Consider the following 16,636-nt stretch of genomic DNA (forward strand, 5'->3'; position numbering starts at 1 on the left):
AATCTATGCGTTATTTTTTAACTTTTTTAATTTGTACTGCCCTAATTTCTATAAGTTCTTGTAGAAAAGATTTTTCGACCATACTTAGTTCTGGAAATCTAGAATTTTCTAAAGACACGGTTTTTTTAGATACCATATTTACAAATATTGGCTCTGCAACCTACAATTTAAAAGTATATAACAGAAGTAACAATGCAATTACCATTCCTAGAATTCAGTTAGAAAAAGGAGCTTCTTCTAACTACCGATTAAATGTCGATGGTATTCCTGGAAAAGATTTTAGCAATATAGACATTCTCGCAAAAGACAGCATTTACGTATTTATAGAAACCACTGTAAACGTTTCTACAGAAACAAATCCTTTATACACAGATCGTATTTTGTTTGATAATGGAAACAACCAACAAGATGTAGATTTAGTAACTTTGGTAGAAGACGCTACTTTTATTTATCCAGGAAAAGACCCTATTACTATGAAAATAGATAGCTTAACTTTAGACGGAAAACCCACTACAATAAAAGGACGCTTTTTAGAACCTAAAGAACTTGTTTTTTCTAAAACCAAACCCACTGTTATTTATGGTTATGCAGCTGTACCTGCAAATAAAACATTAACTATTGAAGCTGGTGCAAGAGTGCATTTTCATGATAATTCGGGTTTAATTATAGACGATAAAGCCACTTTAAAAATTAATGGAACTTTAACCGAAAAAGTAATTATAGAAGGCGATCGATTAGAAAACAGTTTTAGTGATGTTCCTGGACAATGGGGCGCTATTTGGATGCGCGCAGGAAGCACCAATAACGAAATTAGCCACGCTCAAATTAAAAACGGAATTATCGGAATTTTAATCGATAGTATTGGAAACACCTCTACCCCTACTTTAAAATTACAAAATACAGAAATTTACAACCATTCTAATTACGGAATACTAGCCAGAGAAACCAACATAGAAGCACACAATGTGGTTATTGGTGCTGCTGGGCAAGCTTCTTTGGCAGCAACTGCTGGCGGAACGTATAATTTTACACACAGTACGTTTGCCAATTATTGGAACAAAGGCTTAAGACAATTGCCCGCAGTTTTAATTAATAATTTTTTTACTTATTTAGATGATAACAAACAAGAAGTTATTGAAACTAGAAATTTAATAGAGGCTAATTTTACCAACTGCATTTTTGATGGAAATAACAATGTAGAATTTCTTTTAGATCGATTAGATGACGGAGGAATGTTTAATTACACAATAAAAAATTGTATGATTAAATTTAACGACACCAATAATTCTTTCGAGGGTATTGCTGAAGTTGATTTTGAAAATAACACAAATTATAGCAACTGCATTTTAAATGGAAATCCAAATTTTAGAAATAGCCAAAAAGAAGATTTTATCATAGGAGAAAAAAGTGACGCCATTAACAAAGCCATTGCAACACCTTTTACTACAGATATTTTAGGAATTAACAGAACTTCGAGCCCAGATATTGGTGCCTACCAACACATTACTTTTGATTAGCAGCTGCTTCTAAATTCTTTTTCTTTCTATAATTCATAAAAAAAATAACGGCAAGCACAGCCCAAAGAATTCTATAACTCCAAATATTTATTTCGTAGCTAAAAATCTTTTCTACTTCTTTATCTCCCACAAAAGAAAACGTAACATTTAGCAAAGCTACAATCATAAAGAATACATCCCAATTTTTATTTTTTAACATTTTTCGGTTTCTATTTAATTGTTAGATATTTTATAAACCACACCATTTTTCATTACAAAAACCACGTTTTCCATTGTAGAGATGTTTTTTGTTGGGTCTTCATCCACAGCAATAATATCGGCATAAAAACCTTTTTGTATTTGTCCGATTTCATTTTCCATTTTTAATAACATCGCGTTTGTAATTGTGGCAGATTGTATGGTTTCCATTGCTGGCATTCCTGCTTCTACCATAAACCCAAATTCTTTGCCATTATTACCATGCTTAAAAACTCCTGCATCTGTACCAAATGCAATTCCAACACCTTTTTTATACGCTTTTGCAAAAGTTCCTTGAATTTGCGGGCCAACTGCCAAGGCTTTTGGCACCACAATTTCGGGGTAAAATCCAGCTATTTTTGCCTTCTCTTCTACTTCTTTTCCTGCAGTAATTGTTGGTACCAAATAGGCATCGTGTTTTTTCATAAGTTCCATCGTTTTGTCACTCATATACGTTCCATGTTCTATGGTTTTTACGCCTCCAATGATGGCTCTTTGCATACCTTCATCTCCATGGGCGTGTGCAGCAACATGCATTCCATAATCTTTGGCAGTTTCGCAAATAGCTTTTACTTCTTCGATTGTAAATTGCGGATTGTCACCAGATTTCGCCACACTTAAAACGCCACCAGTTGCAGTAATTTTAATACAATCTGCCCCATTTTTGTAACGCTGTCTTACCGCTTTTTTTGCATCTTCTACAGAGTTTACAACGCCTTCTTTAGGCCCAGGATTGCCAGTTAAAACCCTACTGCTTCCGTTTGTTGGATCTGCATGACCTCCTGTAGTTGCCAAAGATTTACCAGCGGTAAACACTCTTGGTCCTGAAATTTTACCTGCATTTATGGCATTTCTAACGGAAATATTTACACCAGTTCCACCCAAATCGCGCACTGTTGTAAAACCATTTAACAACGTTGTTTTTGCAAACCCTACTGAATTAAAGGCAATATCTGCTTCATTTAAAATATACCGATTTAAGCGTGTATTTCTATCGAATTCTTGTTCTATATGTACATGAAAATCTATTAAACCTGGCATTACCACTTTATTTTTTAAATCAATTGTTTGGGCATTTTTACCTTTAGGTGTTACATAACCGTTTAAAACACGAACAATTTTGTTTTTTTCGATAACAATTGTTTTTTTTAATTCGATTTTTCCTGATTTTGTATCGATTAATTTTCCGCATAAAATATGTGTGGTTTGCGCTATTAAGTTTTGAAAAAGAAATAGTGTGCAAAAAAGAAAGAATATTTTTTTCATTATTGTATTTTTAGTTCTTAAATGTATGAAATTTTACCTAATTTGCTTCTTTTAAACAAAAAGAATGAAAAACATTGTTATTACAGGTACAAGTAGAGGAATTGGTTTTGAATTGGCGCAACAATTCGCAGAAAATGGCCATCGAGTTTTAGCCATTTCAAGAAATTCGAAACCTTTAAAAGACATCAACCATAAAAATATAACAGTACTTTCTGTAGATATTTCAAATCGTAAAGATTTGCAAAAAGTAACTAATTTTATTAAAAACAATTGGCCTAAAGTTGATATTTTAGTGAATAACGCTGGTAAATTAGTAAACAAACCCTTCACCGAAATTTCTTCGCAAGAATTCTTAGAGGTTTATAAAGTAAATGTGTTTGCAGTTGCAGAAATTACCAAATTAACGATTCCGTATTTGCAAAAAGGAAGTCATGTGGTTACCATAAGTTCTATGGGAGGTATTCAAGGAAGCATGAAATTTCCTGGTTTGGCAGCCTACTCGTCTGCAAAAGGAGCCGTAATTACATTATCAGAATTACTAGCAGAAGAATATAAAGAACAACAAATTGCTTTTAATGTTTTGGCTTTAGGAGCAGTACAAACCGAAATGTTAGCAGAAGCTTTTCCTGGTTATCAAGCCCCACTTTCGGCAAAAGAAATGGCAGATTATATATTTAATTTCGCTTTAAACGGAAATAAATTTTACAATGGTAAAGTTTTACAAGTTTCTTCGTCAACACCATAAAAATTAGCAAACAGCTGTGGTTCAATAATAAAAAAATAAAGTTATTTCTAATAAAGACAACTTTTTAAACAAGAATAAAGGTTCCTTGCCTTTGCGAGGATTAGGGTGGGCTAATTTTGTTCCTGCTAAAGCCATTCCGTTTGTAGAGTTTTTAATAAACGAGCACAATTTTACACTTAAAATTGTAAATCAACGTGCTACAAAACATGGAGATTTTAGACAATTGCCTGATGGAAGTTTTCAAATTACGGTAAATAACAACCTCAACAAACATCAATTTTTACTAACGTTAATACATGAAATTGCACATCATGTAACGCATCAAAAATTTGGACGAGTTCAACCTCATGGACAAGAATGGAAAGCTATTTTTCAGCATTTAATGTTGCCGTTTTTAAATCCTGAAATTTATCCAAAAGAAATATTGCCTTACCTTGCCAACTATTTAAAGAATCCGAAAGCGAGTACAGACGCAGATGTTAATTTATCGTTAGCTTTAAAAGGAAATATTGCTGAAACAGGAAAGAGTTTTATCTTTGAAATTCCTTATGGAAGCTTATTTGTCTTTAAAAATACCATCTACAAAAGAGGCAATAAGCGTAGAACAAGATTCGAATGTTTGAATATGAGCAATAAAAAGGTTTATTTATTCAACCAAAATGTAGAGATAACAGTGTATGAAAAATAATAAAAATTATTACGCAGTAATAATGGCTGGAGGAATTGGTACTCGATTTTGGCCAATTAGCACCTCTAAATATCCAAAGCAATTTCACGATGTTTTGGGAGTTGGACAAAGTTTAATACAGCGTACTTTCGAAAGAATTAACGATTTAGTTCCTACAAAAAACATATTAATTGCTACTAACGAAAACTACGAGAATTTGGTTTTACAGCAATTACCAAAAGTAAAGAAAAACCAGCTATTGTTAGAACCTGCCATGAAAAATACAGCTCCTTGTATTTTATATGCCGCTTTAAAAATTTACAATCAAAACCCTGATGGTGTAATGTTGGTTGCTCCATCTGACCATTGGATAGATGACGAAAATGAGTTTACAAACAACATTAAAACTTCTTTTGATGCTTGCTTAGAAAAAGATATTTTAATGACTTTAGGCATTCAGCCAGACTCTCCAAATACGGGTTATGGTTATATTCAATTTAAAAAAGAAGCTTCAAAAATAAAAAAAGTAACCAATTTCACCGAAAAACCAGATCTAGAAACAGCAAAAAAATTTTTAGAAAATGGAGATTACCTTTGGAATGCAGGTATATTTGTTTGGTCTGCCAAAAGTATTATCAAAGCATTTAAAAATTTTCTACCAGAAATGGTCGATATTTTAGACGATGGCAATCGTGTGTATAATACAGATTTCGAAGACGATTTCATCAAAAATAATTATACAAAATGTAAAAATATTTCAATTGATTTTGCCATTATGGAAAAAGCAAATAATGTACATGTTCTTCCAGTAGATTTTGGCTGGAGCGATTTAGGTACTTGGGGCTCTTTGTATAGCAAATTAGAAAAAGACGAAACCGAAAATGCTGTTGTTGGCGCAACTACTATTTTTAGAAACGCCAATGGAAATATGGTTCGTACACAATCTGGTAAAAAAGTAGTTATACAAGGTTTAAGCGACTTTATGGTTATAGAAAAAGAAGATGTACTTTTAATTTGTCCTAAAAAAGACGAGCAAGATATTAAACAAATTAGTACCCAAGTGAAAGCGAACTTTGGCGACGATTTTGTTTAAAATAAAATCTTCTAAAAGATATAAAAGCTCCAAAAAAGAAGCTTTTTACCTTTGCTAATCTCTTTTAATAAATAAGGTATCTAATTGCATTTCTTTTTGTAGCCAATTTCTAAGTTCTCTTTCTTTGGGTTTAATTATGCTATCGTTTAATTTTTTATTCCATTTTATAGCAACCACAGGTATTGTGTCTATATTTATAAAATCTTTAGATGATAGTTTATTGGCAAAACTAATTTGTTCGATATCTACATACCTAATTTTAGCATCTTTTGCAATTCTACTAAAAGCAATAACTTTTTGATTTTTATTTAGTGCATCTTGCTCTATTCTTGCATTTAATGTAGAGATGGTTTCTTGTAACTCTGCAATTTGCTTTTGTAAACCTGCAATAATATTTTTACTTTCTTGAAGTTCTTCACGCTTCTCTTTATAAGCAGTTGTAATTAAATCGAAGCTTTTGGTATCACTATCTCTTATTTTTAAAGAAATTTCTTTTAGATTTTTATATCTTGGGTCGGTTAACAACCTATTTTTTAAAGAGTTTTCTTCAGCTTCACTTACTTCGTTAAAAAATTTTAATTCTAATGTTTTAGATTCTTTCTCATAAGGACTTTCCATTAACAAATAAGAAGGATTAGAACTGATTTCATTTTTAATAAAATTTCTAATTTCTGTATTCACTTGGTTTTCTTTAAATACATTAATAAATGTAAATATTGCAGGAATCATTACTGCAACACCTACTACAGACGCAATTGTTGCATACCGCTTTCTTTTGGCTGCATTTGCATATTTATGCATAGGAAAACGCAACATTTTTAATACAATAAAAGCTGCCAAGGCAATAAAAATGGTGTTAATTGTAAACAAATACATGGCACCAAAAAAGTAAGAAAAATTGCCTTTTGCTAAGCCATAACCAGCTGTACATAAAGGAGGCATTAAAGCTGTGGCAATCGCAACCCCAAAAATTACAGAAGCAATTGTGCCTCTTTTAGTTCGTGCAACCATTAGTGCTAAACCTCCAAAAAACGCAATTAAAACATCTCGAATATCTGGACTTACACGACCTAATAATTCTGAAGTATCTTCACTTAAAGGAAAAAAATAGAAAAACATAAAAGAGGCAAATAAACTTAGCCCAATCATAATTCCTAAGTTAATAAGCGATTTTTTAAATGTATTAATGTCATTTAAAGCAAAAGACATTCCCAAACCTAAAATTGGCCCCATTAAAGGAGAAATTAACATGGCTCCAATAACCACTGCTGTAGAATTGGCATTTAAACCTATGGACGCCACAAAAACGGCAAATATAAGAATCCAAGCTGTTGCGCCTTTAAAAGGAATATCTGCTTTTATGGCTTCTAAAGTAGCTTCCTGATCTGTGTCGTCTCTAAAGTCGAAAAGTTCAATTAAAAAATTTTTAATACTTTCAAGCAATCCTTTTGCTTCATTCTTAACACTTTGCTTAGAATCTTCGGGTTTAGAATTCTCTTCTGGTGAATGTGGTTTTATATTCTTCTTTATATCTTCTTCCATATTCTATGATTTAGAACGTTGGAAAGATACAAAAAAAGTTTACTGATAAAGAATAATTTAAATTTACTGTAAGTAGATTTTATCGATTTTTAATTTAAAACTTTGTTCTATTAAAAATGAGAGTTCTTCGATACTTTTTTGAAGAAAAATTATTAACCTCTAATTTCTATCACTAAAAGCAAGATACATCGTTAAAAGTGCCACTCTTATATCTTATTTTGGGTTTTAAGCTTTAAAAATAATGCTTATTTAAATCCTTTTTTTTTAAATACTCTTTACAGTTATCATCGTTTTAGGAGTGTTTACTATACTCTAGAAGATTTTTTCCAATAAAAATCTTCGTAAATACTTGGTTTTGTTGAATTAGAATGCAAAAAACCATCTACTCAACTCAATCATCTAAAATTATAAGAAAATCGGGGTAATTATATACAGTGCTGTAAAATATTTTTAATTATTTTCGTTATTGTTGTGATACTTCGTTTATTTGCAGTGATATGAAATTTACTAAATTTTTATTTTTTTTCTTCATTTTTTTAACAACGATAAATGCACAAGTTGGAGGAGAAAATATATATCAGTTTTTAAATCTTTCGACTTCTGCAAGACAAATTGGTTTAGGAGGGGAAGTTTTAACTTTATTAGACGATGTAAATCAACCTATTTGGAATCCTGCTACTATAAATGCCGAACTTGACAATCAGTTTTCGGCAAACTATTCTAGTTATTTAGCAGGAATAAATGTTGGGTCTGTTTCTTATGCTAGAGAAATATCAAAAAGATTTGGAACTATTCAAGGAAGCATTAAATATTTAAATTATGGATCGTTTATTGAAGCAGATCAACAAGGAAATGAAACTGGTACTTTTAATGCTAATGATATTGCTATATCTGTTGGTTACTCTTATAATTTACCATATACAAATTTTTATATAGGAGCCAATCTTAAATTAATTCATTCAAACATAAGTAACTTTTCTTCGGTTGGAATTGCTACAGATATTGGAATTTTATATTATAGCCCATATAAATCGTTTTCTTTTACTTTAGTAGCAAGAAACATTGGAACTCAAATTAAATCTTTTAACGGACAAATTGAAAAATTACCTTTCGTTGTTGCTTTAGGAGGTTCTTATAAATTAGAATATGTACCTTTAAAATGGTATGGAACCATTACTAATTTACAACAATGGAATATTTCTGTTGCAAACCCTTCTGATCAATCCATTGATTTAGAAGGCAACATTACCGAAAAAAATGTAGGCTTTTTAGGAAATGCTATTAGACATTTGGTAATAGGTGCAGAACTATTTCCAGAAAGTCTTATCAATTTAAGAGTAGGCTACAACTTTAGAAGAGCAGCAGAATTAAAATTACAAAATACCAGAACTTTTAGCGGAATTTCTTTCGGTTTTGGTGTTAAAATGAATAGATTTAAATTAAATTATGCCTATTCTAAGTATCATTCAGCTACAAATGCGAGTACATTTAGTTTAGAAATTGATTTGAATAGTCAAAGAAACAGATAATTAATATGAGTAAAAAAATTACTATTGCAATCGATGGATTTTCGTCAACAGGAAAAAGTAGTATCGCAAAATTAATTGCAAAAAAATACAATTATATTTATGTAGATACAGGTGCAATGTACAGAGCTGTTACGCTTTTTGCCAAACAACATTTTTTTGTAGGTAAAGATTTTTTAGATAAAGAAAAATTAATTTCAAATTTAAAAGACATCTCTCTTTCATTTCAGTTTAACAAACAATTAGGTTTTGCTGAAATGTTTTTAAATGGCAAAAATGTAGAAAAAGAAATAAGAACCTTAGAAATCTCTCAGCTGGTAAGCAAAGTCGCTGCAATATCTGAAGTAAGAAAAAAATTAGTGGCAGAACAACAAAAAATGGGAGAAAAAAGTGGTGTTGTAATGGATGGAAGAGATATTGGAACTGTTGTTTTTCCGAATGCTGAATTAAAATTATTTTTAACAGCTTCTGCAGATAAAAGAGCGACAAGACGTTATAAAGAATTAATAGATAGAGGCGATAAGGTTTCTTTTAAAGACATACTTTTTAATGTGGAAGAACGAGATAGAATAGACTCTACAAGAGAAGATTCTCCATTAATAAAAGCCAAAGATGCTGTAGAAATTAATAATTCTGATATGGGAATAAAAGAACAGTTCGAGAGAATTTGTAGTTTAATTGACAGAAAACTTCAAGAAAACTAAAAGTTTATAAACTTGCTTAGCCCAGATTGAAACAGCATCCTTTTTGCTTTTTTCAGCAAAAAGACATAACCTTTCGACTTCGCTCAAGATAAATTCCAAGCTGGAAATAGCTTCAAATAAAAAAATTAAGGAATGTTTAAATACTTATGGGTCTGTAAAGAAATTTTCCATTTTGGGTTTTTCATCACATAATTTACAATTTCTTCGGTCATTTTTTCTTTTTTACTCCATTCGGGTTGTAAAAAAAGCTGGCATTTCTTGCCTACTTTTACAGCTTCTTGCTCCGCAAAATCAAAATCTGATTTGTTGTGGATAATCATTTTTAGCTCATCTGCTTCTCTGTAATTTTCTTTTAATGGTAGTTTTGTTTTTTTAGGCGAGAGACAAAACCAATCCCATTTTCCAGAAAACGAATACGCTCCAGAAGTTTCGATATGTGTTTTTATATGATTTTCTTGAAGTAGGTTTGTAATGTAATCCATAGACCACATTAACGGTTCACCACCAGTAATTACAACCGTATTTGCGTACTTTTTTACGTTTTGCACAATTGTATCTGCTAAAGTTGGCGGGTGCAAATCTGCGTTCCAACTTTCCTTTACATCACACCAATGGCAACCCACATCACAACCACCAACTCTAATAAAATAGGCTGCAGTTCCTGTATGAGAGCCTTCACCTTGTATGGTGTAAAATTCTTCCATTAACGGAAGCATTATTCCTTTATCGATTAAATCCTGCGTTTTTTTGTCCATTTTACCTCTTTGCGGCTATTACTTCAATTTCTACATTTGCGCCAGCAACTAAATTGGCTGCAAAGGTAGTTCTTGCAGGTAAATTATCGGTAAAGAAAGTACGATAAATTGTATTCATTTTAGAAAAATCATCAATATTAGCTAAAATTACGGTGCATTTTACAACATCTTTTAATGTTAAATTGTGTTGTTTTAAAACAGCTTCAATATTTTCGAGAGTTTGTTTGGTTTCTGCTTCTATGCCTCCCCCAACAATTCTACCAGTCTTATGGTTTTTACCAATTTGTCCAGTTAAGAAATAGATGTTACCAACTTGCACAGCATCTGAAAAAGGAACATTTTGCCTGCTTTTTTCGTGAGATTTGTGATGTTTTATAATAGAATTTAATTCGTTTTTGCAGGAAAAATTCATCAATAATAAAAAAAGAAATAAGATTTTTAAAGTAATTTTCATAAAGTTTTGATTTTCAACACAAATATAAAAACAAATTATGTGAAATATTTTTACTTGTAAGTACTTAAAAATCAAATGTATTTTGTAAATTTGCACTCCTTTTTACGAGAACAGATTTGTAAAAGGATTTAAAAACAATTATTTATAAAAACATCTCTTTGCGTTTTAATCGTTAAAAATCTGTAAAACAATAAGATACAAAATTAATTTTAGACACATGTCTGAAGAAACAAAAAACACAGAAGAGCAAGTAGTTGCTACTGAAGTACAAGAAACTGAAACAACAACTCCTGTTGTCGAAGAAAAAAAAGATCCAAAACAATTTTTAGCAGATTTTGACTGGCACAAATACGAACAAGGTATTGAGGCTGTTGATGAAGAAAAATTGCAAAATTTTGAAAAAGCATTAGAAGGAACTGTAGGTTTTGTAAACGAACGTGACGTTATTGAAGGAACAGTAATTAGAATTACAGATAGAGATGCAATTATCGACATCAATTCTAAATCAGAAGGGGTTATTTCTTTAAACGAATTTCGTTACAACCAAGGTTTAAAAGAAGGAGATACAGTAGAGGTATTGGTTGACAAAAGAGAAGATTCTTCTGGTCAATTAGTATTGTCTCATAAAAAAGCAAGAGTAATTAAAGCTTGGGAAAGAGTGAATAATGCTCACGAAACTGGTGAAGTAGTAAACGGTTTTGTGAAGTGTAGAACTCGTGGTGGTATGATTGTAGATGTTTTTGGAATCGAAGCATTCTTACCAGGTTCTCAAATAGATGTAAAACCAATTAGAGATTACGACCAGTATGTAGAAAAAACAATGGAATTTAAAGTTGTAAAAATCAACCACGAATTTAAAAACGTTGTCGTTTCTCACAAAGCGCTTATCGAAGCAGATATCGAGTTACAGAAAAAAGAAATCATTGGCCAATTAGAAAAAGGACAAGTATTAGAAGGTGTTGTTAAAAACATTACTTCTTATGGTGTGTTTGTAGATTTAGGTGGTGTAGATGGTTTAATACACATTACAGATTTATCTTGGTCTAGAATTAATCACCCTAATGAGGTTGTAGAATTAGATCAAAAATTAAACGTTGTAATTTTAGACTTTGATGATAACAAATCTAGAATTCAATTAGGTTTAAAACAATTATCGGCACATCCTTGGGAAGCTTTAGACGACACTTTAAAAGTGGGTGATAAAGTAACAGGAGAAGTGGTTGTTTTAGCAGATTATGGTGCATTTGTAGAAGTAGAACAAGGTGTAGAAGGGTTAATTCACGTTTCGGAAATGTCTTGGTCAACACACTTACGTTCTGCACAAGATTTCGTAAAAGTTGGAGATAAAGTAGAAGCACAAGTGTTAACTTTAGATAGAGAAGACCGTAAAATGTCTTTAGGTATCAAACAATTACACCCAGATCCTTGGACAGATATTACCTCTAAATACCCTATAGGTTCTACACATACAGGAACTGTAAGAAATTACACGAACTTTGGTGTGTTTGTAGAATTAGAAGAAGGTATTGATGGTTTGGTATATATTTCTGATTTATCTTGGACGAAGAAAATCAAACATCCGTCAGATTTTGTAACTGTTGGAGACAAGTTAGAAGTACAAGTATTAGAGTTAGATGTAGAAAACAGAAAGTTAAACTTAGGTCATAAGCAAACACAAGAAAATCCTTGGGATGCGCATGAAGCTACCTACACAATCGGTTCTATACACGAAGGTACTGTTAAAGAAAAAAACGATAAAGGAGCTGTGGTAACTTTTGCTGATGGCGTAGAAGGTTTTGCACCAACTCGTTTCTTAGAAAAAGAAGACGGTTCTAAATTAGAAAAAGGAGATACAGTAAAGTTTATTGTAATGGAATTTTCTAAAGAATACAGACGAGTAGTTGTTTCTCATACTTCAATTTTTAAAGAAGAAGAAAAAAGAAACATCAAAGCTGCCGCTAAAAAATCTGCAGATGCAGAAAAAACAACTTTTGGAGACATTGGTGGTTTAGCAGCACTTAAAGAAAAAATGGAAGCTGGCGCGAAAAAGAAGAAGTAATTCTTTATACTGAACTTGTTTTCAGTATCTCAGTAAAAGTTTATAATATCTAAAAACCGATGCAAATTGCATCGGTTTTTTTATGCCCTGATTTTTTTTTCAAAAAAAACTAAAAACTGCAACTGGCTAATCATTCCAGTTTTTTTGAGTCTTTTAACGAGCTTGAATTTATCTTAATCACCATCCAAAAAGATATCTTTTTTTGCCAAAAAAGCAAAAAGATGCCATTGCAATCTTTAACACGATTCCGTAAAATTTAAAAAACAATTCGTAAAAGTTATAAAAATTTGTCCAGAATTCCACAAATGAGTCCAGAATTTCCTAAAATCGAGAAATTCTGGACTCTTGTTTTTTATTGAAGAAATAATTTTGACGTATTAATTTTAAATACATCATCATGAAAAAAATAATTTTATTCGGTCTTATTTTAATTGTATCAATAAACATCAATTCACAAGAAAACAACCTATTCGAAGAAAACCCAAAAATTAAAGCAGGAGTTGGTTTATTTATTCCACAAGGAGAATTGACAAAATATTTTGGCACTTCGCCTTATTTTGAAATAAGTTCCGATTTTCCATTCTTTAAAAAAGACATTTTCGGAATAGGCTTGCAATTTGCAGTTCCAACGCAAAAAAAAGAATTTACTTATCGAAGAACTATAGATACTTTAAAAGCAAAAAGCACTTTTATGGCAAATATTGTATTTTATTTAAAGAAGAATATTTTAGAAAAGTCAAAAACAGTTATAAATTTTAGGTTCGGTATTGGAGCATCTGGAATTCAAACAAATGCTAGAAATCCTTTCTATACTGGCAAAGAAGACGAAGATAAATATGAAATGATTTCTTCTATACTAATGAATCCTTCTTTAGAATTTGTAAAGAAGCTAAAAAACAAAACTGAACTTACAATTGCTTTAGGAGCACAATATTCGCCTTATAAAATTGAAGGTGCAGTAAAAGAAGATATTGGCAGTTTTGCGATTACACCAAAAATGTTATTTACATTTTAATTAAAAACTTCCGAGTAATTAAAAAATAAACTTATGAAACTTAAATTAAATATACCACAACAACTCATTTTATTCAGATTTCTATTAGCTCCTATAATTTTATGCCTTGCTTATTTTATTGGAGAATCCTCAAAACCAATCATTTTAATTTTAATGTATTTAGGTTTAATTTCCGATATTTTAGATGGAATTATTGCAAGGAAACAAGAAATTTCGTCAGAAAAACTAAGGAGATTAGACAGCCAAACAGATATGGTTTTTTGGCTCTCAATTGGTTTTGCAACTTGGATTTTATATCCGAATTTAATCAAAGAAAACTCTATTGCAATATGGTCTATTCTTATTATGGAAATTGCTTGTTATGTAATTAGTTATTTAAAATTTGGTAAAGAAACTTGTACCCACGCATTTCTATCTAAAATTTGGGGACTCACATTATTGATTGCTTTTACCTCTTTAATAGGTTTTAATTACGCAGGAATTCCATTTTATTTAGCAATTATTTTTGGTTTAATTTCTCATATTGATGTAATTTTAATCATTCTAATTCTTCCTAAATGGACGCACGATATTCCAAGTGCTTACCACGCGTATTTAATCAGAAAAAAGAAAGGTTTTAAGAAGAATATACTCTTAAATAGTTAAACTTCTAAAATTTTAAGCACAAAAATTAAAGATATAAGCAATTACGCTGTTTTCGGTTTTTAAAAACTAATTCAAAATTTAAAAAATCGAAAATAAAATCATTTTTAAGCGATTTAAGACACTTTCTTGTTTTTAACAAATGTTGATAATTTTAGAACTAAATCGCTAAAAACACTTGAAAAATACACTAAAAATTGTAAATTTGAGTTTACAAAATTCGTTTTTTAAGACGAGTTTTATCAACCTAAAAATAAAAAATCACTTTTATAATGAGCGAAGACAAAAAGAAAGAATATGATGCGTCCAGTATTCAGGCATTAGAAGGAATGGAGCATGTAAGAATGCGTCCATCTATGTATATTGGAGACGTTGGAATACGTGGTTTACACCATTTGGTATATGAAGTTGTAGATAACTCTATTGATGAAGCAATGGGTGGTTATTGCGATGCAATTGATGTTACCATAAACGAAGACAATTCTATTACAACCAAAGATAATGGACGTGGAATACCTGTTGGAATTCACAAAAAAGAGGGCGTTTCTGCACTACAAGTTGTAATGACAAAAATTGGTGCTGGTGGTAAATTCGACAAAGATTCTTATAAAGTTTCTGGTGGTTTGCATGGTGTGGGTGTAAGTTGTGTAAACGCATTATCGGATCATTTAACAGCAACCGTTCATAAAGAAGGTAAAATTTGGCAACAAGAATACGAAAAAGGGAAAGCCTTATATCCTGTTAAAACTATTGGAGAAACCGATTTTACAGGTACCATTGTTACTTTTTTACCAGACAAATCGATTTTCGCACAAACAACTGAATATAATTACGAAACGTTAGCAACTCGTATGCGTGAATTGTCTTTCCTAAATAAAGGAATTACCATTACGTTAACCGATAAAAGAAGAAAAGACGATGAAGGAAACTTTATTTCAGAAACGTTTCATTCTGATGAAGGTTTGCCAGAGTTTATCAAGTATTTAGATTCTACGCGTGAGCAGTTAATTGGTTCTGTAATTTCTATGGAAGGGGAAAAAAATGGCATTCCTGTAGAAGTTGCCATGGTTTACAATACTTCTTATGCAGAAAATTTACACTCTTATGTAAACAACATTAACACACACGAAGGTGGTACGCATTTATCTGGTTTTAGACGTGGTTTAACAAGTACGTTAAAAAAATATGCAGACGAATCCGGTTTGTTAAAAAACGTAAAATTCGAAATTGCTGGAGACGACTTTCGTGAAGGGTTAACCGCCATTGTTTCTGTAAAAGTAGCAGAACCACAATTCGAAGGACAAACCAAAACTAAGTTAGGTAACAGAGAAGTTACTTCTGCAGTATCGCAGGCAGTTTCAGAAATGTTAACTGATTATTTAGAGGAAAATCCGAACGATGCAAAAACCATTGTCCAAAAAGTAATTTTAGCAGCCACTGCAAGACATGCAGCACGTAAAGCCAGAGAAATGGTACAACGTAAAACGGTAATGTCTATTGGTGGTTTGCCTGGAAAACTATCTGACTGCTCAGAAACTGACCCTGCACAATGTGAAATTTTCTTAGTTGAGGGAGATTCTGCAGGTGGAACCGCAAAACAAGGTCGTGATCGAAATTTTCAAGCAATTTTACCTCTTCGTGGAAAAATTTTAAATGTTGAAAAAGCAATGCAACATAAAGTTTTTGAAAACGAAGAAATTAAAAATATGTTTACTGCTTTGGGTGTTTCTATAGGAACTGAAGATGATCCAAGAGCTTTAAATTTATCAAAAATAAGATACCATAAAGTTGTAATTATGTGTGATGCCGATGTTGATGGTTCGCATATTGCTACATTAATATTAACGTTTTTCTTTAGATATATGAGAGAAATGGTAGAGCAAGGTTATATTTACATTGCAACACCACCTTTATATTTAGTAAAAAAAGGACAGAAAAAAGAATATGCGTGGGACGATAATCAGCGTGATTTAATTGCACAGCAAATGGGAGGCTCTGTAGCCATACAAAGATATAAAGGTCTTGGAGAGATGAACGCAGAACAACTTTGGGACACAACCATGAACCCCGAATTTAGAACACTTCGTAAAGTAGTTATAGACAGCCCAACAGAAGCAGACAGAGTTTTCTCTATGTTAATGGGAGATGATGTTCCGCCAAGAAGAGACTTTATCGAAAGAAATGCAAAATATGCAAACATCGACGTTTAATTTATTCTTCATAAATAATTAAAGCACCAAAAGAGGCTGACTTAAAAGTTTTAGAATTTGTCATTTCGACTGTAATGGAGAAATCTTATTTATTGAATTTCAATATTTTAGATCTTTCGACATCACTCAAAATAACAGCTAAATTTATTTTTAAGACAGTCTCTTTTTTTTGTACCTATAATTAGGTATTTTTCCCTTTTTTTA

General features: G+C 31.4%; 15 protein-coding genes. 10 read left to right on the forward strand and 5 right to left on the reverse strand.

Annotated elements, in window-relative coordinates:
• The first annotated feature begins 5 nt into the window (after positions 1–5).
• Positions 6–1,517 (forward strand): hypothetical protein, encoded by a 1,512-nt coding sequence (locus JL193_RS04765; RefSeq protein WP_207972723.1) that lies wholly within the window; start codon positions 6–8, stop codon positions 1,515–1,517.
• Here the strand turns inward: JL193_RS04765 and JL193_RS04770 are convergent.
• Together JL193_RS04770 and JL193_RS04775 are read right to left on the reverse strand one after the other, a co-directional pair.
• Positions 1,504–1,716, reverse strand: coding sequence for a hypothetical protein (locus tag JL193_RS04770; protein ID WP_207972724.1), 213 nt, complete (start codon positions 1,714–1,716; stop codon positions 1,504–1,506). The two genes, JL193_RS04765 and JL193_RS04770, sit on opposite strands and share 14 nt — an antisense overlap.
• A 14-nt stretch (positions 1,717–1,730) precedes the next feature.
• Entirely contained in the window at positions 1,731–3,020 is a 1,290-nt protein-coding gene (locus tag JL193_RS04775) for a metal-dependent hydrolase family protein (protein ID WP_207972725.1), read from the reverse strand.
• A 64-nt stretch (positions 3,021–3,084) separates the two neighbouring features.
• Between JL193_RS04775 and JL193_RS04780 the strand changes: the two genes are divergently transcribed.
• The 3 genes from JL193_RS04780 (at position 3,085) to JL193_RS04790 (ending at position 5,525) form a co-directional block, all read left to right on the forward strand.
• Entirely contained in the window at positions 3,085–3,765 is a 681-nt protein-coding gene (locus tag JL193_RS04780) for an SDR family NAD(P)-dependent oxidoreductase (protein ID WP_207972726.1), read from the forward strand.
• Between the two features lie 85 nt (positions 3,766–3,850).
• Positions 3,851–4,453, forward strand: coding sequence for a SprT-like domain-containing protein (locus JL193_RS04785; RefSeq protein ID WP_437440084.1), 603 nt, complete (start codon positions 3,851–3,853; stop codon positions 4,451–4,453).
• A complete protein-coding gene (locus JL193_RS04790; protein WP_243456839.1) occupies positions 4,443–5,525 on the forward strand; it encodes a mannose-1-phosphate guanylyltransferase in 1,083 nt (360 codons plus the stop codon). Before JL193_RS04785 ends, JL193_RS04790 begins: the two co-directional genes overlap by 11 nt.
• 54 nt (positions 5,526–5,579) lie before the next feature.
• Here the strand turns inward: JL193_RS04790 and JL193_RS04795 are convergent, their stop codons facing one another.
• On the reverse strand, positions 5,580–7,067 hold the full coding sequence (locus JL193_RS04795; protein WP_207972727.1) for a DUF389 domain-containing protein: 1,488 nt from the start codon (positions 7,065–7,067) through the stop codon (positions 5,580–5,582).
• Positions 7,068–7,564: 497 nt separating this feature from the next.
• Between JL193_RS04795 and porQ the strand changes: the two genes are divergently transcribed.
• Positions 7,565–8,596 (forward strand): type IX secretion system protein PorQ, encoded by a 1,032-nt coding sequence (gene porQ, locus JL193_RS04800; protein WP_207972728.1) that lies wholly within the window; start codon positions 7,565–7,567, stop codon positions 8,594–8,596.
• A 5-nt stretch (positions 8,597–8,601) separates the two neighbouring features.
• Entirely contained in the window at positions 8,602–9,297 is a 696-nt protein-coding gene (cmk, locus tag JL193_RS04805) for a (d)CMP kinase (RefSeq protein ID WP_207972729.1), read from the forward strand.
• Between the two features lie 125 nt (positions 9,298–9,422).
• Here the strand turns inward: cmk and JL193_RS04810 are convergent, their stop codons facing one another.
• Both JL193_RS04810 and JL193_RS04815 read right to left on the reverse strand, forming a co-directional pair.
• Positions 9,423–10,052, reverse strand: a complete 630-nt coding sequence (locus JL193_RS04810; protein WP_207972730.1) for a 7-carboxy-7-deazaguanine synthase QueE — start codon at positions 10,050–10,052, stop codon at positions 9,423–9,425.
• A 1-nt stretch (position 10,053) separates the two neighbouring features.
• Positions 10,054–10,506: a RidA family protein gene (locus JL193_RS04815; protein ID WP_207972731.1), complete on the reverse strand. Its 453-nt coding sequence runs from the start codon at positions 10,504–10,506 to the stop codon at positions 10,054–10,056.
• Between the two features lie 217 nt (positions 10,507–10,723).
• On the opposite strand from JL193_RS04815, the gene rpsA reads away from it, so the two are divergent.
• The 4 genes from rpsA to gyrB all read left to right on the forward strand — a co-directional run bounded on the left by rpsA (position 10,724) and on the right by gyrB (position 16,432).
• The gene (rpsA, locus tag JL193_RS04820; RefSeq protein WP_207972732.1) at positions 10,724–12,565 is read left to right on the forward strand and encodes a 30S ribosomal protein S1; all 1,842 of its coding nucleotides are present in this window, start codon (positions 10,724–10,726) and stop codon (positions 12,563–12,565) included.
• Between the two features lie 397 nt (positions 12,566–12,962).
• Complete coding sequence (locus JL193_RS04825; RefSeq protein ID WP_207972733.1) at positions 12,963–13,580, forward strand: hypothetical protein; 618 nt, start codon at positions 12,963–12,965, stop codon at positions 13,578–13,580.
• A gap of 33 nt (positions 13,581–13,613) precedes the next feature.
• Positions 13,614–14,225 (forward strand): CDP-alcohol phosphatidyltransferase family protein, encoded by a 612-nt coding sequence (locus JL193_RS04830; RefSeq protein ID WP_207972734.1) that lies wholly within the window; start codon positions 13,614–13,616, stop codon positions 14,223–14,225.
• Between the two features lie 269 nt (positions 14,226–14,494).
• On the forward strand, positions 14,495–16,432 hold the full coding sequence (gene gyrB, locus JL193_RS04835) for a DNA topoisomerase (ATP-hydrolyzing) subunit B (protein WP_207972735.1): 1,938 nt from the start codon (positions 14,495–14,497) through the stop codon (positions 16,430–16,432).
• Positions 16,433–16,636: the final 204 nt, after the last annotated feature.

Origin of the sequence: Polaribacter batillariae (genome assembly GCF_017498485.1) — a bacterium.
Taxonomy (GTDB): domain Bacteria; phylum Bacteroidota; class Bacteroidia; order Flavobacteriales; family Flavobacteriaceae; genus Polaribacter; species Polaribacter batillariae.